This window comes from Sphingomonas sp. Sphisp66 (assembly GCF_047324325.1).
Lineage (GTDB): Bacteria > Pseudomonadota > Alphaproteobacteria > Sphingomonadales > Sphingomonadaceae > Sphingomonas.
The window spans coordinates 2,102,783-2,126,748 of the sequence record NZ_CP168508.1; the positions used below are offsets into that span (position 1 = coordinate 2,102,783).

The window sequence follows — 23,966 nt, forward strand, 5'->3', positions numbered from 1 at the left end:
TGCGGGGTGCGCTGACAAGCGACGGTCCACCCACCCGGAACAAGCTGAGAACACACGCTTGACACAGGAACGTTAGCGGAACATAAAGGGCTCACAACGCGGACAGGGAACGTCAGCGGGCGCCAATAGGTTGGAATCGCAAGGTTCTCGCCAGCTTTGGCGCGTTTTGGGAGCCAAGTGATGACTGCATTGCTTACCGTTCTGCTGTTCGCCGCCGCCTCTGCCATCGCGGGCTGGACGATCTTCACGTCGATCGCCGCCGCACTTCCCCGCATGCGTGAGCTGACCGGCCGCAACCTCGTCCAGCCGCTGCCCGAGCTGGTCGCGACCCGTGTTACGGTTCGCTACGCTACTCCGGCGCGCCGCCCCGCACCGTTCCCGCTGCGCGCAGCTGCCTGACCTTGCGGTAGCTTCGCACGCTGAACGGGATAGAGACCAGGTACAGGATCGCGATCACCGCCAGCGTCGGCCAGGGTGCGGCCACCAGCGCCGCGACCAGCACCACCAGTACGGCGATCGCCTCGAAGCGGATGCGCTGCTTCAGGCGGACATGCGGCGCGAAGGTCGCGACGCTAGAGATCATCAGCACCGCGATGAACGCCGTCCAGGGCGCCACCACCGCCGGCGAGCGCAGATGCGGCTCGTCGGTGAACAGCCAGAGATAGAGCGGCAGCAAGGCCAGCACCGCTGCCGCCGGGGCGGGTACGCCGGTGAGGAAGCCCGCCGACTTGTGCGGCTGCTCCTCCGCGTCGATCTGCGCGTTGAACCGCGCCAGGCGCAGCGCGCAGAACAGGGCATGGACCAGCGCGATCATCCAGCCGAACCGGCCGATCGCCTGCAGCGACCAGAGATAGAGAATCAGCGCCGGCGCGACGCCGAACGAGATCGCGTCGGACAGGCTGTCCAGCTCGGCACCGAACCGGCTCTCGCCGCGCATCATCCGGGCGATCTTGCCGTCGATACCGTCGAGCAAACCCGCGATCAGCACCATGAGAACCGCCAGTTCCCATTTTCCGTCGATGGCAAACCGTATCGCGGTCAATCCCGAACACAGCGCCAGCGCGGTCACGGCATTGGGCGCGATCGCCCGCAGCGGGATGCCCCGCACCCGCCGCATCCTTCGCATGCGGCGCGGCCGCAGCGTGCGCGGCAGCCGCGTGTCGCCGCGTCGGTCGCTCACTGCGAGATGCCGCTGACGGCCGCGGCCCCCTTCTTGGCGATGACCGTCTCGCCCGCGATCGTGCGCTGGCCGAGCGTGACCTGGGCGGCGTAATCCTCGGGCAGGAACACGTCGACGCGGCTGCCGAAGCGGATCAGGCCGACGCGCTGGCCGGCCACGACCATGTCGCCCGGCTTGGTGAAGCTGACGATACGCCGCGCGACCAGGCCGGCGATCTGGGTAAAGCCGATGCGCAGCCCGTTCTTGTCCTCGACGATGAAGTGCTGGCGCTCATTCTCCTCGCTCGCCTTGTCGAGATCGGCGTTGAGGAAGCGGCCGGAGATATAGATGACGTGGCGGATCGTGCCGGTGATCGGCGTGCGGTTCACGTGCACGTCGAACACGCTCATGAAGATCGACACGCGCACCATCGGCGCCTCGCCCAGCGCCTGCGGGCCCCGCAGCTCGGGCGGCAGCTCGACGCGCTGGATCATCGTGACCAGCCCGTCGGCGGGCGCGATCAGCATCCCCTCGCCCTGCGGCGTCACCCGGATCGGATCGCGGAAGAAGGCCGCGACGCCGAAGGTGAGGAACACCAGGGGCCAGGTGATGAAATCGAACACGAAAAGGCTGAGCAGCGCGATCGCGGCGGCGATCGCCACATATTTGCGGCCCTCGGGGTGAATGTCGGGGAAACGCCATTTCACCGTGGGGGTGCCGAGCGGGGGCTTGTCGATAGATGCCATCGGTAGGCTCTAGCTGCGTGTCGCGGTCAACACAACGCGTGTGCAGCCCGCTCTATCCCTCCTAGTTCTGGAACGGGGCCGTCACCGCCGGCAGGCAGTAGCGTCGCGGTCCCGCGCCGATCCTGATCGGCACGATGATGTCCTTGGAGACTCCGCCCACCCGGTCGCACGCCGCGCCGGCGGTCAAATTATAGCGGATGATTCGCTTGGTATGGTCCGGGCACAGGTCCGAGCAGGTGTAGGTGGCGACCACCGGCACACCGCGGTGCAGCCCCACCGCAAGCTTCCATGTGCGCACGTCGCTCATCGGATCGAACGGCGCCTTGACCACCGCGATCAGCTCCGCGTCGGTGATCGGTTCGAATCTGTCCGCCGTGCTAAGCATCTCCGCCCGCGCGATATCGGGCTCCCGCTGCTGCTGCTGCTGCACCGCCAGCAACAGCGCCATCATCGTCAGGATCATGCGTCCTCCCTCCTATGCGAAGAAGGATGACGCACCCTAACTTGCCCACAACTGAACCACCCGGATGCGGTGAAATGCAACCACGCCGCTTGCATGTTCGTTCGAATTGCCCAAATGCCGCGACTGTCCCCAAATTGTAATAAGGTCGCCCATGCCCGCTTCCACCGCCGCGAAGGCCCGTACGCGTAACCGCCGCCCCGCCGGCGCGCCGTCGCCCTGGGGCATGTTCTTCCGGGGATTTCTCAAGCGACCGGTGATGGTCGGCGCGGTGGCGCCCTCCTCCCGCTTCGTGATCAACAAGATGCTCGCCCCGGTCGACTGGGAGAACACCAAGCTGTTCGTCGAATACGGCCCCGGCGTCGGCACCTTCACCCGTCCGATCCTCGATCGACTCGCCCCCGACGCGAAGCTGATCGTGATCGACACCAACCCCGATTTCATCCGCTACCTGAAGCAGAGCATCCCCGATCCGCGCCTGATCGCGATCCAGGGCTCGGCGGCGGACGTGAAGCAGATCGTCGCCGATCATGGATTCGAACATGCGGATTACATCGCATCGGGACTGCCCTTTTCGACGCTTCCGCCGGGCGTAGGCGACGCGATCGCCAAGGCGACCCGCGAGGTCATCCGAAAGGGCGGCGCCTTCCTGGTCTACCAGTACAACCCGCGCGTGAAGAACTTCCTCACCCCGCACTGGTCGCACATCGATCACGCGATGGAGTGGATCAACATCCCGCCGGCGCAGCTCTGGTGGGCCTGGAACGACTGATACCGGTTGCAGGGGGGCGGGCTTGATCCCCCCGCCCCATCCTCCTAGACGCTCGCCCAAACCCTTTAAAAGGAACAGCGAGCAATGGCGAAGATCAAGGTTGCAACGCCCGTCGTGGAGATCGACGGCGACGAAATGACGCGGATCATCTGGCAGTGGATCCGTGAGCGCCTGATCAAGCCGTACCTCGACATCGACCTGAAGTATTACGACCTCTCGGTCGAGAATCGCGACGCGACCGACGACCAGGTCACGATCGATTCCGCCAAGGCGATCCAGCAGTACGGCGTCGGCGTGAAGTGCGCCACGATCACTCCGGACGAGGCCCGCGTCGAGGAATTCAACCTCAAGAAGATGTGGAAGTCGCCGAACGGCACGATCCGCAACATCCTGGGCGGCGTCGTCTTCCGCGAGCCTATCGTGATCAAGAACGTTCCCCGTCTCGTCCCGGGCTGGACCGACCCGATCGTCGTCGGCCGTCACGCCTTCGGTGACCAGTACCGCGCGACCGATTTCAAGGTCCCCGGCGCCGGCAAGCTCACGATGAAGTGGGTCGGCACCAATGGCGACGAGCTCGAATATGAAGTGTTCGACTTCCCGAGCGCCGGCGTTGCCATGGGCATGTACAACCTCGACGAGTCGATCCGCGACTTCGCCAAGGCGAGCATGAACTACGCGCTCGACCGCGGCTGGCCGCTCTACCTGTCGACCAAGAACACGATCCTCAAGGCCTATGACGGCCGCTTCAAGGACCTCTTCCAGGAGACCTTCGACGCCGAGTTCGCCGACAAGTTCAAGGCCGCCGGCATCGTCTACGAGCACCGCCTGATCGACGACATGGTCGCCTCGGCGCTCAAGTGGTCGGGCAAGTTCGTCTGGGCCTGCAAGAACTATGACGGCGACGTCCAGTCGGACACCGTCGCCCAGGGCTTCGGCTCGCTCGGCCTGATGACCTCGGTCCTGATGTCGCCGGACGGCAAGACGATCGAGGCGGAAGCCGCCCACGGCACCGTCACCCGTCACTACCGCATGCACCAGCAGGGCAAGGCGACCTCGACCAATCCGATCGCGTCGATCTTCGCCTGGACCCAGGGCCTGTCGTTCCGCGGCAAGTTCGACAACACCCCGGACGTCACTCGCTTCGCCGAGACGCTCGAGGCCGTCTGCATCGAGACCGTCGAGAGCGGCAAGATGACCAAGGACCTCGCGATCCTGATTGGTCCGGACCAGCCCTGGATGACCACCGAGCAGTTCTTCGAGGCGATCCGCGAGAACCTCGAAGCCAAGATGGCCGCCTGGGCGTAAGCCTTCGGCACCGCCGGAAATGCGAAGGGGGAGCGGCGACGCTCCCCCTTTTCTTTTGGCGTTATTATACTTGACGCACCCACGCAAAAGCGCAGGATTCATGTCATGAGCAGCAACCTTTCCGCACCGCACTTCCATAACGAAGAGGCCGCCTACGCCTACGTTGAGGCGCGCATCTGGCCCAACGGCCCGGTGTGCCCTCACTGCGGCGGCGTCGAGCGCATCAGCAAGATGCAGGGCAAGAGCACCCGCATTGGTGCCTACAAGTGCTACCAGTGCCGCAAGCCTTTCACCGTGAAGGTCGGCACCATCTTCGAGAGCAGCCACATTCCGATGAACGTCTGGCTTCAGGCGATGTATCTGATCGCTGGCAGCAAGAAGGGCATTTCGAGCAACCAGCTTCATCGGATTTTGGGCGTTACCCTCAAGACCGCTTGGTTCATGTCGCAGCGCATCCGCGAAGCGATGCGTTCGAGCGATGGCGGTATGTTCGGCACTGGCGGCGGCACCGTGGAGGTTGATGAAACCTTCATCGGCCAGTTGAAGGGCGTGGAAAAGAAGCGCGCATTCCACCACAAGATGAAGGTTCTGGCGCTGCTGGACCGCGATAGCGGGACCGCGCGCACAATGGTCGTTGATAACGTCAACGCTGCGACCCTTATGCCGATCGTGCTTGAGAACGTCGCGCGCGAAGCTCGCATTATGACCGACGAACATAGCGGCTATCGCTTCCTCAGGGATCACTTCGCAGCGCACGGTACCACCAGCCACGGCAAGGGCCAGTACGTGAACCTTGAGGACCGCACGATCCACAGCAACACCGTCGAGGGCTATTTCAGCATCTTCAAGCGCGGCATGAAGGGCGTTTACCAGCACTGTGGCGAGCAACACCTTCACCGCTACCTCGCTGAGTTCGAGTTCCGCTATAACAACCGCGTTGCGCACGGCATCGGCGACACAGAACGCGCCGACATTCTGCTTACCGGCGTGGTCGGAAAGCGCCTCACCTACGCGAGGACTAACGCAGGAGCCTAAGCGCCATGCCCAAGAAACAGCACAGCGAGACACCGGAGGAGCAGAGCGAGCGTTTCAAGCGAAACGCTCAAAGGCTCATCGATGCTGGCGAACTAAACCCCACCGAGGCCGACGCGGCGTTTGATAGACTGGTTCGCAAGGTAAAGACTGACAAGGAGTAGATCTGATGCGCTTGGCTATCGTTCTCGCTTTGCTGATGGCATCTGCTTGCAGCGATCCTCGCGTGTCCGATCTTGAGAACCGTGTTCAGGCCCTTGAAGCGAAGCAGTCGAAGCCGCTCTCAAAGAAGGAGCTGTACGAAAAGTACGGGCTGACACCACCATCCACGACCGTCACGCCCGAGCCCAAGCGCAAGGATTCCATTGATCGGTAGTTGATGCTATGCGGTGGAGGCGTCGGGGATCGGACCCGAAGGCGTACAGGTAGGAATCCGTCACCCGGCTCCAGCCCGCCCCCTGCGCACGAAAAGGCGATGTGCCCACTTGAGACCGCTGCCGCTCCCCGTCCAGAGTTGTGGCGGTCTCTGCGTTTCATCCCCACCGCGAGCGCAGGCATCACGCGGTAGGTGCTATCTCTCCTGAGGGTGTGCATGTCGTGCCTCCCGTGTTGATGGAGGCATTTTCCGCGGCCCAAAAACCGCCGTCTAATATCGCGGCAAAATCGCCGATAATTCGCGGCTAATCGTGGCGAGTTGCCGGTCTTCCCCGCTTTTGAGGGCCGCGCAATTCGCGGACATACTCGCGAGGAACTCGCTTGTCGGGAAACATCGCCGTAGCCGAGCGCAGCGCGAGCGCTTCTGGCGCATCGGGATGCACTTGGCGAAATACCTCGTGCCAGCTCGCTAGCTCCGCTCGCGACACAGTAGGCCGCGATTCGGTAGCGTCAGGCCCTGCAATCTTAGGAACGGCGGTCGCGCCCTGGATTAGAAAACGAGTACCGAAAACCCGAATCCATCCGGAAGATGAAACGCTGTAAGCGCCCTCGACGGGTATGTGGGTGTCGAAGTAACCGGTCTGCCAGAAATCGGAGCCAATCTCAGGTTTGAAGATGGTCCATATCCAGTGGTCCAGCACCGCAAATCTGTCGCGACCGGTCTTGCCCTTGTAGGCCCAAACCACCTCATCAGCCGCGGCCTTGTAGCGGTCGTTCCGCAGCTCGCGCCAAAGTTGCTCATAATTTGCCAAGCCGAATGGCATCGCTTGTAGGGTGGCGCTTGGCTCTAGATAGGTATGGTAATCCTCCGGCGTGATGCCGTCGAATTGCCTCTCGTCGGTGGGAACGGGGGGAGTATAGGTTTGCGTCGCAAGGCCAGCCACCAACAGCGCCGCGATGGGATCGCTATCCGAAGAATCGTCTGCCACTTAGGCAGCATAACACGCTGGGTACGCGAACTACAATATCGCCTTTCTTTTGTCCGTCGAAGCGGCGGGCTTAGCGCACCGACGGTATCCGGCTCGCCACCACCTGACGGGCCTTGCGCTCGATCGACCAGAGCGTGCGCGGCTGCACCGGGTCCCAGGTCACTGCCTGGCCGTTGGTCGGGATCGGCACCGTCGCCACCCATTCGAGCAAGGTGCCCGCCTCAGGCAGCTTGACCGCATAGAGCTCCGGCCGGTCATGCCCGGTGACGTAGAGCAGCCCGTCCTTGCCCCAGGAGCCGCCCGAGCTGCTCATCGGCGCGAACCGCGCGAGCAGCTCCGGCGGGAAATGCCAGGAACGGAGCGGCTGGAACTGCGCATCCAGCTCCATCAGCACCGTCCAGCGATGGTCGCGCCCGCCCTCGCCGCCATGATCGGCAGGATAGTTGGCGAACATCGCCCACCAGTGATCGCCCTTGCTCTCGATCCAGGTGAGCGAGCCCGGGAACGGCGCCAGCGCGACGCTCTTCACATGCTGCATCGTCCGCGTGTCGAAGAACTCCACTGCGCTCGCCATCGGCACTGCGGGGTAGTTGGACGCGGCGCACACCAGCATCGTGCCGTCGATGACGCAGGAGTTCATGTGCGGGTAGAGCCGTTTGTCGCCCTCCCAGCGGGCAATGCGCTTGCCGGTCTTCTTGTCATACTTGCCGATCAGGTTGTTGCTGATCGCGTAGAAATGCCGGGCATCGGCGACAACACCCTGCTTGGCTTCCTCGGCGGGCCAGCGCGCGGTGACTTCGGCCGGGGCGAGCGTGGGAGCTTCGCGAAGCGGCGGCGATGCATCCTGGCCGCCGGGTGCGGCGGCCAGGAGCAGGATCGAGGCGACCAGCATCAGAACTTCGCCGACACGCCCATGTAGAACGTCCGCCCATAGCGCTCGTTCTGGATGATCCAGTTGGGGTTGCCGGCCTGATATTGGCGGGTCGGCTCGTCGGTCAGGTTCTGCGCCTCGGCGAAGATGCGCACGCCCTTGAGGATCGCGACGCTCGCCTTGGCGTCCAAGCGGCGCAGATCGTCATTATACTGGTCGTTATATGCAGGATCACCGACCGCGATCAGCGCATGGCCGGTATTGTGATAGGCGACCGAGGCTTCCACCGGCCCGCGCTGGTAGAAGATCTCGGCGCCATAGAGGTAGCGCGACTGGCTCGGGAAGGTCGAGGTGCGCCCGTTCGGCAGTTTCAGGTTCGAGTCGGTCAGCGTGCCGGTCAGCTGGATGCCGAAGCCGGAGAGCAGCCCGGGCAGGAAGGTGAACTGCTGCTGGTACTGCGCCTCGATGCCGATGATGTCGCCCTTGTCGGCGTTGAACGGCTGGCTCACGCTGATCGTGGGATAGGTGACGCCCAGGATCGTCGCATTGGTCAGCACGGTGGCCTGGCTGAAGATCGGGTTCTTGATGAACTTGGCGAAGGCACCGACGCTGAACAGGCCGCCCGGCGCGAAATACCATTCGGCCATCGCGTCGAGATTGTCGGCGCGATAGGGCTTCAGGTCGGGATTGCCGAACGAGGCGCTGTTGTCGGTGCCGAGCGCGCTGATCGAGCCGCCGGGGTTGAGGCTCGAATATTCCGGCCGGCCCAGGCTGCGCGAATAGGCCAGGCGGACGATCACCCGGTCCGACGGTGCGATCTTGACGACCAGCGAAGGCAGGAAATCGTCATAGCTGTTCGTCGTCGCCACGGGCACGATCGCCGATCCGCCGCGCAGCGCGTTGCCGCGATCGTCCAGGCTGGTGTGCTCGTAGCGCAGGCCCGGCGTCACGGTGACCGCGCCGAAGGTCAGGTTGGCCATCACATAGCCGGCCCACACCTTCTCCTTCAGCCGGAAGTCGGACAGGCTGTTGTTGGCAAGCGTCGTCGCCGCGTCGAGCGGCATCAGCGCGTCGCCGAGATGCTGGGCGGTGAAGGCCTGCAGCGCCGGGATGTCGAAGGTCGGGCCATTGCTGAAGCAGCGGCCGGTATTGTCCGGATAGACGCACACCGCCGCGCCGCCGAGATTATACTGGCCCAGCGTCCAGCGGTTCGCCGTCGCCGAGGCGCGCACCCAGGTCGGCGTGTCCTGGTCGAAGCTGCGGTCGGTGTTGCGATACTTTGCGCCGAACTTGACGAAGCCGATGTCGCTCACATCGATCGTGCCATCGACCTTGCCCTGCCAGATCGTCTCGTCGTTGAGCTGGTGCGAATATTGATACTGGCGGAACTGCATCTGGTTCGCGGTGCACTCGGTGTCCGGCTTCGCCACGTACAGCGGTTCGCTGAAGTCGAAGGTGACCCGGCCCGGGTTGCAGCGGAACTGCCAGATCGGGAACTGGTCGAGCGTCTGGTTGCGGCTGTAGCCGCCCTCATAGGCGAGCTTGAAGCCGTCGAACTCGGTCGTGCCGCCGACCATGCCGCTGGCGAGCCACTTGGCCTTGTAGTCGAGGCGCAAATCCTCGCGCCGCTCCGGGCCCGAACCCGGTGTGCCGGTGGCGCTGCTCGCCACGCCGTTGGTGAAGCCGGTCAGGCCATCGGGGTTCACCGTGAAGGCCGTGGTGGTGAAATCCAGCCGGTAGCGCGGACGGACCTCGTCCTCGGTGAACTTCGAATAGAAGCCGCGGACATAGAAGGTCTGGCGGTCGCTGGGATGCCAGTCGAACGAGCCGGTGCCGCCCAGGCGGCGGCGAGCCAGCGAATATTCGGTGTATTTGATATTGTCGGGCGTACCGCCGCGCGCGAACCGCGCGTCGGGCTTCCAGTTGTCGGGATAGAAGCCCTCGCTGTTGAAGTCGCGATAGGAATAGCTGACGCCCAGCACCAGGCCGAACTGCTCGTCGGCCCCGAAGCGCGCCGCAAGGCTGGCGTCGCCCTGCACCGGCACCTTCTTGTTCAGCTCCTGATAGCCCGCCTTGGCGCTCGCCGAGAAGGCGAAGGCCTCCCGGAAGTCGAACGCGGTCTGCGAGACCAGGTTGATCGTGCCGCCGATGCCCTGCCCGTCCATGTCCGCGGTCTTGACCTTGGAGACTTCGACGCGGTTGAGCAGCTGGCCCGAGACGATGTCGAGCGGCAGCGAACGGGTGGTGCCGTCCGGATTGCCGATCTCCATGCCGTTCAGCGTATAGTTGTTGAGATTCGACGGCACGCCGCGGATCGCGACATAGCGCCCCTCGCCCTGGTCATAGGTGACGCCGACGCCCGGGAGATGCTCCACCACCTCGGAGACGTTGCGATCCGGCAGCCGGCCCATTTCGTCGGCGGCGGCGACATCGAGGATGCCGATCGCGGTACGCTTGGCGTCGATCGCGCGCTGCTGGCTGGCGCGCTGGCCGGAGACGACGATCTCGGTCTCGGTGTCGTCCGCCACGCTCTGCGCGTGCGCCGCATTGGCGATGGTGAAGGAAAGCGCGGAGATGCCGAGCATCCCAAGCGTGCGTATGGTGCGCATTGTCGACCCCTTATGTCCTGGGCACGCGCCGGGCGGCGCGCACGACAGGGCTTCGCAGCTGCAGCATGCCCTGTTCCGGGGTCCGTTGAGCGCGGTCGGTGACGATCGCGCTGCGGGAAGATGACAGTTCCGCGACCAGCGATAGTTTATATTCGATCAGGCTTGCCCAATGCGCATACCGCTACGGAATCCCCGGTTATCGGCCGCCGAACCCCCGGCCCCGCCCAAGCTCGTCCTTCCGGCGCAGGCTCCGCGCCTTGAGCAGGTCGTGCCGCGACAATATCCCCACCACCCGGTTGCCGGCGCGCTCGACGATCGGGATGCGCCCCACGCCCGTTTCCACCATCAGGTCCGCCACCGCCCCGATCGGCGTGTCGGGAAAGGCGCAGGGCTGCGACGCGTCGGACAGGATATCGGCCAGCGTCGACTCCCACACCCGTCCCTCGGTCTGCCAGCGCAGCGCATCGCTGCGCGAGACCAGCCCGAGCAGCCGCTCCTCGCCATCCACCACCGGATAGCTGCGATGCGCCGCCTGCCCGGCGAAGAACTCCACCGCGCCTTCCACCGGCATGCACCCGGGCAAGGTGGTAGGCTCGCGCGTCATCACGTCGCCCGCCTGGAGGAAGTCGAGCGGATCCACGGTATATTCCTGCAGGATATGCCGCCCGCGCCGTGCGATCTTCTCCGTCAGGATCGAGCGGCGCATCACCAGCACGCTCACCGCATAGGCACCCGTCGAGGCGGCTGCGGCCAGCGGCAGCATGTCGAAATGCCCAGTCAGCTCGGCCACGAACAGCGCGCCGGTCAGCGGCGCCCGCATCGCGCCGCTCATGATCCCCGCCATGCCGATCATCGCCCAGAGCCCCGGCGTCCCGGGCAGCCACAGCCCGACCAGATAGCCGAGCGCGCCGCCCAGCGTCAGCAGCGGCGCGAGCACGCCGCCCGACGTGCCCGATCCCAGCGCGACCAGCCAGACCACCGCCTTGACCACCAGCAGCGCCAGCACGGCGCGCACCGCCAGCCCGCCATCCAGCAGGTTCTGGATATTGCCATAGCCCGCGCCCAGCACATGCGCATCGATCAGCCCGCCCAGGCCGACCACCACCGCGCCGATCGCCGGCCACCACATCCAGTGCACCGGCAGGCGGTGGAACAGGTCTTCGACCCGGTAGAGCAGCTGCGAGAGCAACGCCGCCTCCAGCCCGACGAGCAGCCCAAGGCCGAGCGCCAGCCCCAGCATCGTGCCGCTGTCGGCCATGCCAGCAAAGGTGAAGGGGAAAAGCGGGCCGGCACCGAACAGCAGCGGCCGCCAGGCGAAGGAGACCAGCACCGCCACCACCACCGGCACGAAGCTGCGCGGCTTCCATTCGAACAGCAGCACTTCGATCGCCAGCAGGATCGCGGCCAGCGGCGTGCCGAAGATCCCGGTCATCCCCGCCGCTGCACCTGCGACGAGCAGCGTCTTCCGCTCGGCCGCGCTCAGGTGGAAGCATTGCGCGAACAGCGATCCGATCGCGCCGCCGGTCATGATGATCGGCCCCTCCGCGCCGAACGGCCCGCCGCTACCGATCGAGATCGCCGAGGAAAGCGGCTTGAGCAGCGCGACCTTCAGCGAGAGCCTGCTCTCGCCATAGAGGATCGCCTCGATCGCCTCCGGGATGCCATGGCCGCGGATCTTCTCCGATCCGAAGCGCGCCATCACGCCGTTCAGCAGCGCGCCCAGCACCGGGATCGCCGCCACCCAGAGCCCCAGATGATTGTCCGTGATCTCGCGCGCAGCGGTCGAGAGCTCGCCGAACCAGAACAGGTTGGCCGCGATCGCGATCAGCTTGACGAGAAGCCAGGCCCCCAGCGCGCCGCCGGTGCCCACCACCAGCGCGGCCGCAGCCAGCATCGCCATCCGCCAGTCGGCACTGTAATCGGCAAGCCGGGCCGCGGCTTGCATAGGGGGTTTTGACATGGAACACTTCCTCCACGCCGCGCAAATATATCGCAATACGATATAGTCAACGAAGGAAGATCATGGCCGGGGAAGTTTCCGATCCCGTCGATTACGCCGCACTCGCCGATTTCCGGCACGCGCTCCGCATGTTCCTGGTGTTCAGCGAGCGGCGCGCGGCGGAGCAGGGGCTGACCGCCCAGCAGCACCAGGCGCTGCTCGCGATCCGCGGCGCACCCGCGGAACAGGTGACGATCGGCCATGTCGCCGAACGGCTGGTGATCAAGCCGCACAGCGCCTCGGGGCTGATCGAGCGGCTCGAAGCGCTCGGTCTGGTCGCGCGCTCCATCTCGGAAAGCGACCGGCGCCAGGCGCTGATCGGGCTGACGCCCCGGGCGTGCGAGTTGCTCGAACAGCTCTCGGCCACCCACCGCGAGGAACTGCTCCGCCTCCGCCCGATGTTCACCGCGCTGCTCACCCGCCTGGATTGATCGCCGCGCGACATATGGGCCGGCACCGGGGGCCTTCCCCGGTGCCGGCCCATATGGCTAGCGGTGCTCGTCGAGGAAAGTTGCCGCGCTCACCTTCACCCGCGCGCCCTGCGCCACGGCCTCGGCATAGCGGCGCCCGGTCTTCTCCTGCGATTTCTGCAGGTCCTTGTGGAAGCTCTCCGCGCCGAGCTTCAGCCCCTTGGCCATCGCATCGGCGACCTGGCGGTCCGCCACCTCGTCTTCCTTCGCCGCCGCGGCATAGGCCAGTTCGAGCATCTTACGGGTGATGCCGCCCAGCACATAGGCCTCGAACGCCTCCCAGCTCGGCGCGAGCAGTTCCTCGGTCGGGTCCGGCACGCGCTTGATGTCGATCGGCAGCAATTCGCGCCATTCGGGGAAATGCGGCTTGATCCACGAGTACATCGTGCACAGCGACGCCCGGCGCCCGATCGCATCGCGCGCGAAGCCGCCCAGCTCCCAGATCGGCAGCTTGGGGCTCAGCTGCTCGGCGAGCGGATAGCGGACCACGATGCCCCAGGTCGCGCGGGTGAACATGCAATTCTGCTTGGCCGGCGCGGCGAGCCATTTGGCGACGTTCAGGAAATACTCCTTGATCCGCGCATAGGCCGCCTTGCCGTCCGCGCTATATTCGAAGCCGAACGCCTTGGGGTCGTCATCGTCCACCGGATCAATCTGGTCGCCGGTGCGCGGCCGGCCGATCAGGTTGACGTCCATCCAGTGGTGCCAGGTCGAATCGACCACCACCCGGCCGACATTGCCCAGATGCCCGTCATAGGCGCCCACCGCACCGAACTCCTTGGCATTGGCCGGCCCCTTGTTGCGATCGGTGCCAGGCTGGCCGCTGCGCCCCTCGGTATGGTCGCCCTGCACTCGCGCCCAGGCGATGATGTGCGGCATCTCGCGATGGCCGTTCACCTCGGGATATTCGGGCTTGTTGGTATAGCTGCCGAAGCCGAAGGTCGCGGCGCCGTTGGTCGGCTCGATCACCTCGCCTTCATGCGGGTGGTCGGGCAGGATGTCGATCGGCCCCTTCTTGCCGCACAGCACCGGATGCGGCGCCCAGCGGCGCTGAAAGGGCGAGGTCGACCACAAAGGATAGCGGCGCAGGCGCACCTTCATCGGAATGTCGTCGGATTCGTCGTTGAAATTGTAGAAATTGTCGTGCCCGCGCACCAGCGTGTCATGCCGGTCCGCCCCGGTGGGGCTCGGCGGGCTCTGCGCCGGCGCCCATTTGCGCATAGTCGCGACGCGCGGGATCCGGCCGCACAGCGACGCGCCGAAATCGGCATGGTCGCCCACCGCGAAGACTCCGCCCTGCTTCTCGTCCATCCAGCGCGCGATGATCGCCAGTTCCGCGTCGGACAGGCGCTGACTGTCGTTGAAGTTGGTCCGCGCGCCGAAGAACCAGATCTGGTCATAATCGTTGATGTTGAAATCCTTGTCGGTGAAGCGGAAGTCGTTCCTGTCCGCCGCGCCAAGGGGATCTGTCTGCCGATGCATCTTGGTCAGGTCGTAGCGCACCCACCAGTCCGGGCTGTGCTCCAGGACTTCGCACAATGCCGAGAGGCTGAAATAGAGCCGCCCATAGGTGACGTTGACGAAACCGCCATTCACGCCATCGGCCACCAGCAAGATCTTGACGCGGCACGGGGCCAGGAAGGGCTTGATCACCAGGTCGCCGCGATCGATCGCATCGAAGCGCAGGCGATTTATATTCCGCAGTTCAACGCGGCGGGCGAGAACGGATTCAATTTCCATGTCGATTCCTCTGTCTATCCAGACTTCAAGAAACGACCCGGCGACCGCCGACGCGGCCTATTGATCCGCATATCTTCTATTTTTCGAAGATATAGCATCAGACCACCCTGCTCAATCTGGCAAATGCACCGAAATGAAAGAAGAATTCGACTATTTTTACTTGGATGACAGCATCTTAACTTAGATAATTTGCGCAGATATTCTCAACGATCCCAAGCAAATCCACTCGAACCTTGTCAAACATCCCCTTCCCTTGCCGGAGCCCGACGGGAATTTCTCCCTCGGCCTTGCAATGTCCGCCCCGCCATGCTGCCTAGGGAGAGATGGCCATAAATTCGATCCCGCACCCGATGATCCCGCGCGCGCCGCGCCCCCTTCCCATCTCCGACATGAACCTCCCGGCCTTCGACGCTGAGGCCCGGCGATGAACCTGGCGAACAGCGGCCTGCGCGACGCGCTCGTCATCCTCGGCGCCGCCGGCCTCGTCATCCCGGCCTTTGCCCGCTTCCGGATCAGCCCGGTCATCGGGTTCATCCTGGTCGGCGCACTCGTCGGCCCCGGCGGTTTGGGCGATCTGGTCGAGCAGCAGCCCTGGCTCGTCCACCTGACCATCTCGGACGCGCATGCGATCGAGCCGTTCGCCGAGTTCGGCATCATTCTGCTGCTGTTCTCGATCGGCCTGGAGCTGTCTTTCAAGCGCCTCTGGGCGATGCGCACGCTCGTCTTCGGCGTCGGCGCGGCGGAGTTGCTCGGCGCTGGCCTGATCCTGGCCGCGATGCTCTATCTCACCGGGCTCAGCACCGGCGGCGCGATCGGGCTCGGCCTGGCGCTCTCGCTCTCCTCTACCGCGCTCGTCATCCCGATCGCCGGCACCACCAGCGCGGTAGGCCGCGCCGCCTTCTCGATGCTGCTGTTCGAGGATCTCGCGCTGGTCCCGATCATCTTCCTGCTCGGCGCCTTCGCCCCCGCGGTCGGCGGAGACGCCGGCGCCTGGAAGCTGCTCTCCACGCTCGGCCTGGGCATCGTCACCGTCGCGGTGCTGTTCCTAGGCGGCCGTCTCCTCCTCCCGCGCATGTTCGCCCAGGCGGCGCGCACCAAGAGCCCCGAGCTGTTCCTCGCCGCCAGCCTGCTCGTCGTGATCGTCGCCAGCCTGGCGACCAGCGCCGTCGGCCTCTCGCCGATCGTCGGCGCGCTGATCGCCGGCCTGCTGATCGCCGAGACCGAATATCATGGCGAAGTCGAAGCGATCACCGCGCCGTTCAAGGGCCTTGCGCTCGGCGTGTTCCTGATCACCGTCGGCATGCGGCTGGACCTGCGCTTCGTGCTCGAGAACTGGGCGCCCCTGCTCGGCGCCTCGCTGATGGTCATGCTGGTCAAGACCGCCGTGACCATGGGCCTGCTCAAGCTCTCGGGCGCGCGCACCGGCACCGCGGCGGAGACCGGCGTGCTGATGGCCAGCCCGTCCGAGACCACGCTGATCGTGCTCGGCGTCGCCGGTGCGGCGGGCCTGATCTCGCCCAGCACCGCCGGCTTCTGGACCACCGTCACCGCGATCGGCCTCACCGCCACGCCGCTGCTCGCCAAGGCCGGGCGCCTGATCGCCCAACTGATCGAGCGCAGCCGGAGCGAGGACGTGCCCGATACCGCGCTCGAGCAGGTCCAGGCCGGCACCGTGGTGATCGGCTTCGGCCGCGTCGGCCGCACCGTCGCCGACATGCTCCGACGCCACAACCTGCCCTATATCGGCGTCGATGCCGACATCGACAACGTCAACACCGCCCGGCGCGGCGGCTACAACGTGCTGTTCGGCGACGTCACCCGCTCGGAACTGGTCGACCAGCTCAACCTCGGCCACGCCAAGGCGCTGGTGCTGACGATGGACGATCCCGTCCTCACCGTCCGCCTCACCCGCCGCGTGCGCGGCTGGGTGCCGAACCTGCCGATCATCGCCCGCGCCCGCGACACCGCTCATGCCGCCGAGCTCTACCGCGCCGGCGCGACCGAGGCGGTGCCCGAGGCGCTGGAGAGCTCGCTCCAGCTCTCCGAGGTGGTGCTGGTCGATCTCGGCATGGCGGTCGGCCCGGTGATCGCCTCGATCCACGAGAAGCGCGACGAGATGCGCAAGAAGATCAAGGACGTCGCCGGCATGGACCGCGAGCCCCGCTTCCGCCGCGTGCGCCTGGGCAAGGGCGGCACGGAGGAGACCGATACGCCCGCCTGACGCCGATTGCGCTTGCCCGCCCCGCGGCGGCAGCGCATCTCTTGCCGCATAGCTTGTTCCGGGAGTGCCTCGATGATCACCAGCCTGCTGCTTCTCGCCCTCGCCGCCGCGGGACAGACCGCCGATCCGCTCGCCCCGGCCCGCGAGGGCAAGACCCAGTGCGTGGTGCCCAATGCGGAGAAGAAGACCTGCCTCGGCACCACCCGCTACAAGATCAGCGGCGCGAGCTATGAATCGACCACCCAGCTGTTCCTTGCCCCCACCCCGCTGATCACCATGGAGGTGCGCACCAAGGGCGCGATCAAGGACGGCCAGCTCTGCGAGACGATCAGCCTGGCCGATTTCCAGGGCGGCACCGTGCTCGTCAACGGCGCGCCGGCGGACGAGGCGACCGCCACCGCGGTGAAGAGCCAGATGGTCGCCGCCATCTCCCCTCTCGACGGCAAGGCCGCCTGCACGACGATCAAGCCGGCGGAGGGCGGCCTGCTGACCAACGAACTCACCATCGACGGCGCCGTCCGCGCCGATCTCAGCCAGAAATTCATCTGGGTGGGCGAGAAGGACGGCTACAAGCTCGGGAACTGATGCCGATGATCGCCACCCTGCTCCTGCTCGCCACCGCCGCGCCCGCGCCGCTGCCGGCCCCTGACCTGCTCGATCCCGCCCGCGCCGGCAAGATCCGCTGCATCAACCCGGACAGCCGCGCCCGGACCTGCGCGACGATGGTACGCTACACCGTGCATGCCGATGGCCGGTTCGACGCGGTGATCACCGGTGTGGTCTCGACCGAGCCGACGATCCTGATCGAGTATCAGACCCCGGGCCAGATCGAGGACGGCGCGGTCTGCTCGACCGTGCGCCCGATCGACTTCACGTCGGGCAAGCTCACCAAGGACGGCGCCGCGCTCGCCCCGGCGGTGGAGACCTCGGTCCGCCAGCGCCTGATGCTCGCGCTCCAGCCGCTCGCCGGCCGGAAGCGCTGCTACCGCGACCGCCCCGATGGCGACGGCCTGGTCTCCGACGTGATCATCGACGGCCAGGTCCGCGCCGACATGAACCAGCGCGCGCTCTGGGTCTCGCCCGAGGAAGGCTGGGCACCGGGGATGTAGTCCACCTAATTCCTCCCCGAGCTCGTCTCGGGGAGGGGGACCGCCGGCGAAGCCGGTGGTGGAGGGGCAGTCCGCGCTATCGAGCGAAGGGCACGCCGTCGGCGCGGCCCCTCCACCATCCCTCGGATGGTCCCCTCCCCCAGCAAGCTGGGGGAGGAATTAGAGTCAAGCCGCCGCGAGCGCTTCCGCCAGCGCGGCCTTGACCGCGTCGAGCGCCTCCGCGCCCTTGTCGCCGTCCGGGCCGCCGCCCTGGGCCATGTCGGGACGGCCACCGCCGCCCTGCCCGCCCAGCACCGCCACCGCGACCTTGACCAGGTCGACCGCGCTCGCGCCGATCCCGTCGGTCACGCCGACTGCGACCGAGGCCCGGCCGTCGTTCACAGCGACCAGCGCGACCACGCCCGCGCCGACCCGCTGCTTGGCCTCGTCGACCGCGCCGCGCAGTTCCTTGGGTTCGAGCCCGTCGATCACCTGGCCGATGAAGTTGATCCCTGCGACCTGCTCCGGACCAGCCGCCTGGGCGGCACCGCCGCCGCCCAGCGCCAGCGCCTTCTTGGCCTCGGCCAGCTCGCGCTCGAGCTTGCGCCGCTCCTCGACCAGCGCACCGACGCGCGCCACGACATCGTCGGGCGACGTCTTGAGCGCCGCCGCAGCCTCGCGCAGCTGCGCGTCGCGGCCATTGAGCCACAGCCGCGCACCTTCACCGGTAAGCGCCTCGATACGGCGCACGCCGCTCGAAACCGCGCTCTCGGAGACGATCTTGAAGATCGCGATGTCGCCCGTCGCATTGACGTGGGTGCCGCCGCACAGCTCGACCGAATAGGACGCATCCTCGCCCAGCCCCATCGAGAGCACGCGGACCTCGTCGCCATATTTTTCGCCGAACAGCGCCATCGCGCCGGCGGCGATCGCGTCGTCCGGGGTCATCAGCCGGGTCTCGACCGCGCCGTTATGGCGAATCTGCGCGTTCACATCGGCCTCGATGTCCGCGATATCCTCAGCCGACAGCGCCGAGGGGTGCGAGAAGTCGAAGCGCAGGCGATCGGGCGCCACGAGGCTGCCCTTCTGCGTCACATGCCCGCCCAGCCGCTTGCGCAGCGCGGCGTGCAGCAGGTGCGTCGCCGAGTGGTTGGCGCGCACGCGGTCGCGGTGGTTCACATCGACGGTGAGCTGCACCGCATCGCCCACGGCGACTTCGCCGGTCTCGATCTTGGCATGGTGCGCATGCAGGCGCCCGAGCGGCTTGGAGGTGTCGGTCACCGCCGCGCTCAGCTTGTCGTTCGCGATCACGCCGACATCGCCCATCTGGCCGCCGCTCTCGGCGTAGAAGGGCGTCTGGTTGGTCAAGATCGTCACGCTGTCGCCGGCCACCGCCTTGTCGACCTTGGCGCCGTCCTTGACGATCGCCAGCACCTGGCCTTCGCCCTGGGTGCCGGCATAGCCGGTGAACTCGGTGCCGCCCAGCTCGTCGGCCAGGTCGTACCACAGCTCTTCCGAAGCCTTCTCGCCCGAGCCCTTCCAGGCGGCGCGCGCGGCAGCCTTCTGCGCGGCCATCGCAGTGTCGAAGCCGGCACGATCGACGCTGATCTCCTGGGCGCGCAGCGCGTCCTCGGTCAGGTCATAGGGGAAGCCGAACGTGTCGTAGAGCTTGAAAGCGGTCTCGCCCGGCAGCGTGTCGCCCGCCGCCATGCCGGTGGTCGCCTCGTCGAGCAAGCGCAAGCCGTTGGCCAGCGTCTGGCGGAAGCGCGTCTCCTCCTGCAGCAACGTTGCCTCGATCAGCGGCTGGGCGCGGACCAGTTCGGGGAACGCAGCGCCCATCTCGGCGACCAGCGACGGCACCATGCGGTGCATCAGCGGATCCTTGGCGCCGAGCAGATGGGCGTGGCGCATCGCACGGCGCATGATGCGGCGGAGCACATAGCCGCGGCCCTCGTTCGCCGGCAGCACGCCGTCCGCCACCAGGAAGCCGGCCGAGCGCAGGTGATCGGCGATCACGCGGTGGCTCGCCTGGTTCTCGCCGGTGGTCGATGCGCCGGTCAGCGCACCCGATTCGGCGATCAGCGCCTTGAACGTGTCGGTATCGTAATTGTCGTGCACGCCCTGCAGCACCGCGGCGACGCGCTCCAGGCCCATGCCGGTGTCGATCGAGGGCCGCGGCAGGTCACCGATGATCTCATCATTCTCCTGCAGGAACTGCATGAAGACGAGGTTCCAGATCTCGACGAAGCGGTCGCCATCCTCTTCCGGCGATCCCGGCGGGCCGCCCCAGATATGGTCGCCGTGATCGTAGAAGATTTCCGAGCACGGCCCGCACGGACCGTCCGAGCCCATCGCCCAGAAATTGTCCTTGGTCGGGATGCGGATGATCCGCTCCTCGGGGAGCCCGGCGATCTTCTTCCACAGCTCGAACGCCTGGTCGTCGGTATGATAGACGGTCGCGGTCAGCTTGTTCGCCGGGATGCCCCACACCTTGGTGAGCAGCGTCCAGGCATGGGTGATCGCCTGCTCCTTGAAATAGTCGCCGAACGAGAAGTTGCCGAGCATCTCGAAGAAGGTGTGGTGACGCGCGGTATAGCCGACATTGTCCAGGTCGTTGTGCTTGCCGCCCGCGCGGACGCACTTCTGCGAGCTGGTCGCCGTCGAATAGGGCCGGCTCTCCAGCCCCGTGAACACGTTCTTGAACGGCACCATGCCGGCGTTCACGAACATCAGGGTCGGGTCATTGTGCGGCACCAGCGGAGCGCTGGGAACGCGGGCATGGCCCTGGCTCTCGAAATAGTCGAGGAACGAACGGCGGATATCGTTGGTCGAAGTCATAAGCCGCCGACTTAGTTGCGGACAGGCTTTCGCTCAAGCGAAACACTTCGATCAGGGTGAAAGCCCGCCTATCTCACCGATCTATTGCGGGCCCCGGCGCGAAAGCCCTGGAGGATATGGTGCCCGTCGCTGCCCTTGAACGGCACGAGATTGGCGATTCCCATGCCGGCCGAAAGGAAGGCGAGCGCGCCGAGCAATGCGCCACCCAGCGTCTGGCTGCCAGCCAGCGCCGCGCCGGTGCCGGCCAATAACGCGAGCAGGAGATTCGCGATCGGCCCCGCCGCGGCGATCATCATATGCTTACGGCGCGCATCGATCCGATCGAGCGTGTACGATACATAGCCGCCCAGGTCGCCCGTTCCGGCCCGCCATTTCAGCCGCAGTTCGCGCCGTTTCGTGTTGAACGCGAAAGGCAGCACCACGATCGAACGGATATCCGCGCCCAGCCGGTGCGCCGCCGCAGCATGCCCCAGCTCATGCACCAGCACCGCGACGAAGCAGAGCAGCACATCCACCGCGAGCCGCAGCACCAGCCCGGTATCGCCCCGGAAATGCTCGCTCAGCACGCCCATCACGCCAATGGCAGTCAGGAAGAAGATCGCCATCGCCAGAACCCGCATCATTCCCCCAATTTCCGGCAAACCCGGCCGACAGTCTATTTGCGATCTCCGGCGAAAGCGATATACGAAACATATACGATTCGTATATCCGCCGAGGAACATCATGGGCATTGTGAAGATCGACGACGCGCTGCACGAGGAGATTCGCCGCGCCAGCACGGTGATGTGCCGCTCGATCAATGCCCAGGCCGAATTCTGGATGAAGATCGGCATGCTCGCCGAGGCCAATCCCGCCCTCTCCTTCACGCAGATCGTCCGGATGCAGCTGGAGCTTGCCCAGCCACCGCTCCCGGAAGCCGCGGCCGCCTGACATGGTCAAGACGCCCGACGAACTGGAACTGATGCGGATCTCCGGCAAGCTGCTGGCATCGGTCTTCGAGATGCTCGACGGCCAGGACCTTGCCGGCATGTCGACGATGCAGGTCAACGACCTGGTCGAGCGCTTCATCACTATCGATCTCGCCGCCCGTCCGGCGAGCAAAGGCCAGTACGGGTTCAAATACGTCCTGAACTGCTCGATCAACGACGTGGTGTGTCACGGCGTGCCCGATCCGGACACGATCATCCGTGACGGCGACATCATCAATCTCGACATCACGCTGGAAAAGAACGGCTTCATCGCCGATTCGAGCAAGACCTATCTGGTCGGCAATGTCGCCCCGGCGGCGCGCCGGCTGGCGAAGGTGGCGCAGGAGGCGATGTGGCAGGGCATCCGCCAGGTCCGCCCCGGCGCGCATCTCGGCGATATCGGCTTCGCGATCGAACGCCATGCCAAGAAGCATGGCTACACCGTGGTCCGCGAATATTGCGGGCACGGCATCGGCCGCGAGATGCACGAGGAACCCTCGGTGCTCAATTTCGGCAGGCCGGGCACCGGCGTGAAGCTGCGCGAGGGCATGACCTTCACGATCGAGCCGATGGTCAACCAGGGCAGCCGCATGGTCGAGACCGAGAATGACGGCTGGACCGTCGTCACCCGCGACGGCAAGCTCTCCGCGCAGTTCGAGCATACCGTGGCGGTCACCGCCACCGGCGTCGAGGTCCTCACCCTGCGCGCCGACGGCAGCTGAGCCCGCCCCGGCACAGGCCGGTTGCAAAATAGGATTTCGCCTGTTTCCCTCAGGCCGCCGGGATCGCTCCCGGCCGCTCTTGGACAGGTTGGAAATATAGGATTCCGTCGGCGCAACAATGTTGCGCCGCGGCCTTGGTGCAGTCCTCGCTGTGCACCGCCTTCGCGATCTTCGCGCCGCGAAAACCCGCTTTGGGCGTGTACTTCGTGTACTTTGACGCGCACTCGATCACCGGCCCGGTAGGATCACCCCATCGGCGCGTCGATCGACCTGGGCGGCTGGCTGAACCATTTCGGCCCGTTTTCGGTCATGTGGAAACAGTCCTCCAGCCGCACGCCGAAGCTGCCAGGGATGTAGATGCCCGGCTCGTTCGAGAAGCACATGCCTGGCGCCAGCTTGGTCGTCTCGCCGCGCACCAAATTGACCGGCTCGTGCCCGTCCAGCCCGATGCCGTGTCCGGTGCGATGCGACAGGCCCGGCAGCTTGTAGTCCGGCCCCCAGCCCAGCGAGGCATAGTAGCGGCGCACCGCATCGTCGACGCTGCCCGCGGTCGCGCCAAGCTTCGCCGCGGCGAAGGCGGTCTGCTGGCCCTGCGCCACCTGGTCCCACACCTTGCGCTGCTCGGCCGTGGCGGTGCCGTGGACCCAGGTGCGCGACACGTCGGACTGATAGCCCTGCACGGTGCAACCGCAGTCCATCAGCACGATCCGCCCATCGGCGACCGGCGAAGGCACCTTGGTCCCGTGCGGATAGGCCGCACCCTCGCCGACCAGCACCATGCTGAACTCCGGGCTGCCGCCCAGCTTCTTCGTCGCGGCGTCCATCAGCGCAGAGACGTCGCGCTGGCTCATCCCCTTTTCGACGCGCGGACAGACCCAGCGATAGGCGGCGATGGTCACGTCGGTGGCGAGCTGCATCAGCGCGATCTCGGGCGCCGTCTTGATCATCCGGCAGCCGCGGACGACCGGATTGGCCGAGACCACCTTGAGCCCGACCTTCTGCAGGCCGTCGACCGCGAAATAGCGCACCGTCTCCTCGATGCCGACCGGCAGATGGGCGAGCTTGCGGTCCTTGAGGAAGCCGGCGACGGTCTTGAGCGGGTCCTCGTCCTCGTTCCACACCCGCACTTCGGCCGGGATCGCCAGCCCCTCGCGGGTGCGCGCTTCCTCGAAGAAAGGCGTGACGATGCAAGGCTCGCCCTCGGCCGGCAGCACCACGGCGGTCAGCCGCTCGCTGCGGCCCCAGCGCAGGCCGGTGAAGTAGATCAGCGACGATCCGCCCTCGATCAGCACCGCGCCGATACCATTGGCCCGCATCAGCTTCTGCGCCCGCGCGAGCCGGTCGGCGCGCTCGGCATTGTCGATCGGCACGGCGCCCTTGGTAATGTCCTGCAGCGCCGAAAGGTCCGGCTCGGCGGCGCGCAGCACGCCTGGCAGGGCGAGCAGCGGCATCGCGGCGGCGGCGCGGACAAGGGTACGGCGGTCGAGGCGCATCGTCATCTCCGGGAAGTCGTGACGCAAGCGATAGGGCCGCTTCCAGCGTCCCCGCAATACCCGCTGTGCATAGGGCAGCGCACATCGGCTGGCCGCGCAGGGCTTGACC

Annotated in this window: 22 protein-coding genes; 11 read left to right on the forward strand and 11 right to left on the reverse strand. The window is 66.0% G+C overall.

The window, feature by feature from the left end; all coding sequences use genetic code 11:
- The first annotated feature begins 180 nt into the window (after positions 1-180).
- Complete coding sequence (locus tag ACEN8G_RS10255) at positions 181-399, forward strand: hypothetical protein (RefSeq protein WP_413413993.1); 219 nt, start codon at positions 181-183, stop codon at positions 397-399.
- Here ACEN8G_RS10255 and ACEN8G_RS10260 read toward each other — a convergent pair.
- The 3 genes from ACEN8G_RS10260 to ACEN8G_RS10270 all read right to left on the reverse strand — a co-directional run bounded on the left by ACEN8G_RS10260 (position 350) and on the right by ACEN8G_RS10270 (position 2,368).
- On the reverse strand, positions 350-1,126 hold the full coding sequence (locus ACEN8G_RS10260) for a CDP-alcohol phosphatidyltransferase family protein (protein ID WP_413414044.1): 777 nt from the start codon (positions 1,124-1,126) through the stop codon (positions 350-352). The two genes, ACEN8G_RS10255 and ACEN8G_RS10260, sit on opposite strands and share 50 nt — an antisense overlap.
- 50 nt (positions 1,127-1,176) lie before the next feature.
- Positions 1,177-1,905, reverse strand: coding sequence for a phosphatidylserine decarboxylase (locus ACEN8G_RS10265; protein ID WP_413413994.1), 729 nt, complete (start codon positions 1,903-1,905; stop codon positions 1,177-1,179).
- A 61-nt stretch (positions 1,906-1,966) separates the two neighbouring features.
- Positions 1,967-2,368 carry a hypothetical protein gene (locus tag ACEN8G_RS10270; protein ID WP_413413995.1) on the reverse strand — a complete coding sequence of 134 codons (402 nt, stop codon included), beginning with the start codon at positions 2,366-2,368 and terminating at the stop codon, positions 1,967-1,969.
- Between the two features lie 151 nt (positions 2,369-2,519).
- Between ACEN8G_RS10270 and ACEN8G_RS10275 the strand changes: the two genes are divergently transcribed.
- From ACEN8G_RS10275 to ACEN8G_RS10290, 4 genes are all read left to right on the forward strand, one after another.
- Positions 2,520-3,137, forward strand: coding sequence for a class I SAM-dependent methyltransferase (locus ACEN8G_RS10275; RefSeq protein WP_413413996.1), 618 nt, complete (start codon positions 2,520-2,522; stop codon positions 3,135-3,137).
- Between the two features lie 84 nt (positions 3,138-3,221).
- Positions 3,222-4,442, forward strand: coding sequence for an NADP-dependent isocitrate dehydrogenase (locus ACEN8G_RS10280; protein ID WP_413413997.1), 1,221 nt, complete (start codon positions 3,222-3,224; stop codon positions 4,440-4,442).
- Between the two features lie 105 nt (positions 4,443-4,547).
- Positions 4,548-5,477, forward strand: a complete 930-nt coding sequence (locus ACEN8G_RS10285; protein WP_413413999.1) for an IS1595 family transposase — start codon at positions 4,548-4,550, stop codon at positions 5,475-5,477.
- A gap of 166 nt (positions 5,478-5,643) precedes the next feature.
- Complete coding sequence (locus tag ACEN8G_RS10290; protein ID WP_413414000.1) at positions 5,644-5,850, forward strand: hypothetical protein; 207 nt, start codon at positions 5,644-5,646, stop codon at positions 5,848-5,850.
- Positions 5,851-6,154: 304 nt separating this feature from the next.
- Here the strand turns inward: ACEN8G_RS10290 and ACEN8G_RS10295 are convergent, their stop codons facing one another.
- The 4 genes from ACEN8G_RS10295 to ACEN8G_RS10310 form a co-directional block, all read right to left on the reverse strand.
- Positions 6,155-6,838 (reverse strand): hypothetical protein, encoded by a 684-nt coding sequence (locus ACEN8G_RS10295; protein WP_413414001.1) that lies wholly within the window; start codon positions 6,836-6,838, stop codon positions 6,155-6,157.
- Positions 6,839-6,908: 70 nt separating this feature from the next.
- Positions 6,909-7,730, reverse strand: a complete 822-nt coding sequence (locus tag ACEN8G_RS10300) for a hypothetical protein (RefSeq protein WP_413414002.1) — start codon at positions 7,728-7,730, stop codon at positions 6,909-6,911.
- Entirely contained in the window at positions 7,730-10,318 is a 2,589-nt protein-coding gene (locus ACEN8G_RS10305) for a TonB-dependent receptor (RefSeq protein ID WP_413414003.1), read from the reverse strand. The genes ACEN8G_RS10300 and ACEN8G_RS10305 overlap by 1 nt, the downstream gene beginning before the upstream one ends.
- Positions 10,319-10,514: 196 nt before the next feature.
- Positions 10,515-12,278: a chloride channel protein gene (locus tag ACEN8G_RS10310; RefSeq protein WP_413414004.1), complete on the reverse strand. Its 1,764-nt coding sequence runs from the start codon at positions 12,276-12,278 to the stop codon at positions 10,515-10,517.
- 62 nt (positions 12,279-12,340) lie between these two features.
- On the opposite strand from ACEN8G_RS10310, the gene ACEN8G_RS10315 reads away from it, so the two are divergent.
- Complete coding sequence (locus tag ACEN8G_RS10315) at positions 12,341-12,748, forward strand: MarR family winged helix-turn-helix transcriptional regulator (RefSeq protein WP_413414006.1); 408 nt, start codon at positions 12,341-12,343, stop codon at positions 12,746-12,748.
- Positions 12,749-12,805: 57 nt separating this feature from the next.
- Here ACEN8G_RS10315 and ACEN8G_RS10320 read toward each other — a convergent pair whose 3' ends face one another.
- Entirely contained in the window at positions 12,806-14,527 is a 1,722-nt protein-coding gene (locus tag ACEN8G_RS10320) for a hypothetical protein (protein WP_413414007.1), read from the reverse strand.
- 424 nt (positions 14,528-14,951) lie between these two features.
- Here ACEN8G_RS10320 and ACEN8G_RS10325 point away from each other — a divergent pair, with 424 nt between their 5' ends.
- The 3 genes from ACEN8G_RS10325 to ACEN8G_RS10335 all read left to right on the forward strand — a co-directional run bounded on the left by ACEN8G_RS10325 (position 14,952) and on the right by ACEN8G_RS10335 (position 17,857).
- A complete protein-coding gene (locus tag ACEN8G_RS10325) occupies positions 14,952-16,748 on the forward strand; it encodes a cation:proton antiporter (protein ID WP_413414009.1) in 1,797 nt (598 codons plus the stop codon).
- A gap of 72 nt (positions 16,749-16,820) precedes the next feature.
- Complete coding sequence (locus ACEN8G_RS10330) at positions 16,821-17,333, forward strand: hypothetical protein (RefSeq protein ID WP_413414010.1); 513 nt, start codon at positions 16,821-16,823, stop codon at positions 17,331-17,333.
- A gap of 5 nt (positions 17,334-17,338) precedes the next feature.
- Positions 17,339-17,857 (forward strand): hypothetical protein, encoded by a 519-nt coding sequence (locus ACEN8G_RS10335; RefSeq protein ID WP_307118997.1) that lies wholly within the window; start codon positions 17,339-17,341, stop codon positions 17,855-17,857.
- Positions 17,858-18,022: 165 nt separating this feature from the next.
- Here ACEN8G_RS10335 and alaS read toward each other — a convergent pair whose 3' ends face one another.
- Positions 18,023-20,674, reverse strand: coding sequence for an alanine--tRNA ligase (gene alaS, locus ACEN8G_RS10340; RefSeq protein ID WP_413414011.1), 2,652 nt, complete (start codon positions 20,672-20,674; stop codon positions 18,023-18,025).
- 68 nt (positions 20,675-20,742) lie between these two features.
- Positions 20,743-21,297, reverse strand: coding sequence for a site-2 protease family protein (locus ACEN8G_RS10345; protein WP_413414012.1), 555 nt, complete (start codon positions 21,295-21,297; stop codon positions 20,743-20,745).
- A gap of 100 nt (positions 21,298-21,397) precedes the next feature.
- On the opposite strand from ACEN8G_RS10345, the gene ACEN8G_RS10350 reads away from it, so the two are divergent.
- Both ACEN8G_RS10350 and map read left to right on the forward strand, forming a co-directional pair.
- Positions 21,398-21,604, forward strand: a complete 207-nt coding sequence (locus tag ACEN8G_RS10350; protein ID WP_413414013.1) for a ParD-like family protein — start codon at positions 21,398-21,400, stop codon at positions 21,602-21,604.
- 1 nt (position 21,605) lies between these two features.
- A complete protein-coding gene (gene map / locus ACEN8G_RS10355; protein WP_413414015.1) occupies positions 21,606-22,364 on the forward strand; it encodes a type I methionyl aminopeptidase in 759 nt (252 codons plus the stop codon).
- Positions 22,365-22,609: 245 nt separating this feature from the next.
- On the opposite strand, the gene ACEN8G_RS10360 is transcribed toward map, so the two are convergent.
- Positions 22,610-23,863: a M24 family metallopeptidase gene (locus tag ACEN8G_RS10360; protein ID WP_413414045.1), complete on the reverse strand. Its 1,254-nt coding sequence runs from the start codon at positions 23,861-23,863 to the stop codon at positions 22,610-22,612.
- Between the last annotated feature and the right edge of the window lie 103 nt (positions 23,864-23,966).

What these genes read in the sequence shown, in the direction of transcription:
- ACEN8G_RS10255 (WP_413413993.1), top strand. Translation starts at nt 181, where the DNA reads ATGACTGCATTGCTTACCGTTCTGCTGTTCGCCGCCGCCTCTGCCATC.
- ACEN8G_RS10260 (WP_413414044.1), bottom strand. Translation starts at nt 1,126, where the DNA reads ATGCGAAGGATGCGGCGGGTGCGGGGCATCCCGCTGCGGGCGATCGCG.
- ACEN8G_RS10265 (WP_413413994.1), bottom strand. Translation starts at nt 1,905, where the DNA reads ATGGCATCTATCGACAAGCCCCCGCTCGGCACCCCCACGGTGAAATGG.
- ACEN8G_RS10270 (WP_413413995.1), bottom strand. Translation starts at nt 2,368, where the DNA reads ATGATCCTGACGATGATGGCGCTGTTGCTGGCGGTGCAGCAGCAGCAG.
- ACEN8G_RS10275 (WP_413413996.1), top strand. Translation starts at nt 2,520, where the DNA reads ATGCCCGCTTCCACCGCCGCGAAGGCCCGTACGCGTAACCGCCGCCCC.
- ACEN8G_RS10280 (WP_413413997.1), top strand. Translation starts at nt 3,222, where the DNA reads ATGGCGAAGATCAAGGTTGCAACGCCCGTCGTGGAGATCGACGGCGAC.
- ACEN8G_RS10285 (WP_413413999.1), top strand. Translation starts at nt 4,548, where the DNA reads ATGAGCAGCAACCTTTCCGCACCGCACTTCCATAACGAAGAGGCCGCC.
- ACEN8G_RS10290 (WP_413414000.1), top strand. Translation starts at nt 5,644, where the DNA reads ATGCGCTTGGCTATCGTTCTCGCTTTGCTGATGGCATCTGCTTGCAGC.
- ACEN8G_RS10300 (WP_413414002.1), bottom strand. Translation starts at nt 7,730, where the DNA reads ATGCTGGTCGCCTCGATCCTGCTCCTGGCCGCCGCACCCGGCGGCCAG.
- ACEN8G_RS10305 (WP_413414003.1), bottom strand. Translation starts at nt 10,318, where the DNA reads ATGCGCACCATACGCACGCTTGGGATGCTCGGCATCTCCGCGCTTTCC.
- ACEN8G_RS10310 (WP_413414004.1), bottom strand. Translation starts at nt 12,278, where the DNA reads ATGTCAAAACCCCCTATGCAAGCCGCGGCCCGGCTTGCCGATTACAGT.
- ACEN8G_RS10315 (WP_413414006.1), top strand. Translation starts at nt 12,341, where the DNA reads ATGGCCGGGGAAGTTTCCGATCCCGTCGATTACGCCGCACTCGCCGAT.
- ACEN8G_RS10320 (WP_413414007.1), bottom strand. Translation starts at nt 14,527, where the DNA reads ATGGAAATTGAATCCGTTCTCGCCCGCCGCGTTGAACTGCGGAATATA.
- ACEN8G_RS10325 (WP_413414009.1), top strand. Translation starts at nt 14,952, where the DNA reads ATGAACCTGGCGAACAGCGGCCTGCGCGACGCGCTCGTCATCCTCGGC.
- ACEN8G_RS10330 (WP_413414010.1), top strand. Translation starts at nt 16,821, where the DNA reads ATGATCACCAGCCTGCTGCTTCTCGCCCTCGCCGCCGCGGGACAGACC.
- ACEN8G_RS10335 (WP_307118997.1), top strand. Translation starts at nt 17,339, where the DNA reads ATGATCGCCACCCTGCTCCTGCTCGCCACCGCCGCGCCCGCGCCGCTG.
- alaS (WP_413414011.1), bottom strand. Translation starts at nt 20,674, where the DNA reads ATGACTTCGACCAACGATATCCGCCGTTCGTTCCTCGACTATTTCGAG.
- ACEN8G_RS10345 (WP_413414012.1), bottom strand. Translation starts at nt 21,297, where the DNA reads ATGATGCGGGTTCTGGCGATGGCGATCTTCTTCCTGACTGCCATTGGC.
- ACEN8G_RS10350 (WP_413414013.1), top strand. Translation starts at nt 21,398, where the DNA reads ATGGGCATTGTGAAGATCGACGACGCGCTGCACGAGGAGATTCGCCGC.
- map (WP_413414015.1), top strand. Translation starts at nt 21,606, where the DNA reads ATGGTCAAGACGCCCGACGAACTGGAACTGATGCGGATCTCCGGCAAG.
- ACEN8G_RS10360 (WP_413414045.1), bottom strand. Translation starts at nt 23,863, where the DNA reads ATGACGATGCGCCTCGACCGCCGTACCCTTGTCCGCGCCGCCGCCGCG.